The organism is Carboxylicivirga sediminis, assembly GCF_018156225.1.
In the GTDB taxonomy this organism is placed as follows: Bacteria; Bacteroidota; Bacteroidia; order Bacteroidales; family Marinilabiliaceae; genus Carboxylicivirga; species Carboxylicivirga sediminis.
On sequence record NZ_JAGTAR010000107.1, the window covers coordinates 1 to 491 of the forward strand.

Below are 491 nucleotides of genomic sequence, written 5' to 3' on the forward strand. Positions count from 1 at the left end.
TGTCAAAGATCTTTTGCTTTTGCTTACAGCTTATAGCTGATGGCCTATAGCTTGTGATATCGTTGGAATCGAACCAACTTAAAAACCATTATATCTGTCAGTAAATAATTTCTAATACCTTTGTATCAGAAAAAAAATGTGGAGAATATCGGAGTCGAACCGATGACCTCCTGCGTGCAAGGCAGGCGCTCTAGCCAGCTGAGCTAATCCCCCATTTTTTAAAAAGAAATGAGTATTGAGTATTGAGTTATCAGCGGCTCGCTCATCTCTCTTTTCTCTTCTCTCACATCTTGCAATGGTAGTCCCGGGCAGACTTGAACTGCCGACCCCTACATTATCAGTGTAGTGCTCTAACCAACTGAGCTACGGGACTGTTGCAGTGTCGTCTTATCCCTCAGGATTGCTTGACGCTGTAAAAATGAATAGTACATTCGGTAAAAATGAAAGCCTAAAATCGGCTATCAAAATATCTCCAGAAAGGAGGTGTTCCA

2 tRNA genes are annotated in these 491 nt (G+C 41.8%); both read right to left on the bottom strand.

The features are described 5' to 3' along the window. Window positions 1–139 precede the first annotated feature (139 nt). Window positions 140–213, bottom strand: a tRNA-Ala gene (locus tag KDU71_RS22840). 83 nt (window positions 214–296) lie between these two features. Next, window positions 297–373 (bottom strand) — tRNA-Ile (locus tag KDU71_RS22845). Window positions 374–491: the final 118 nt, after the last annotated feature.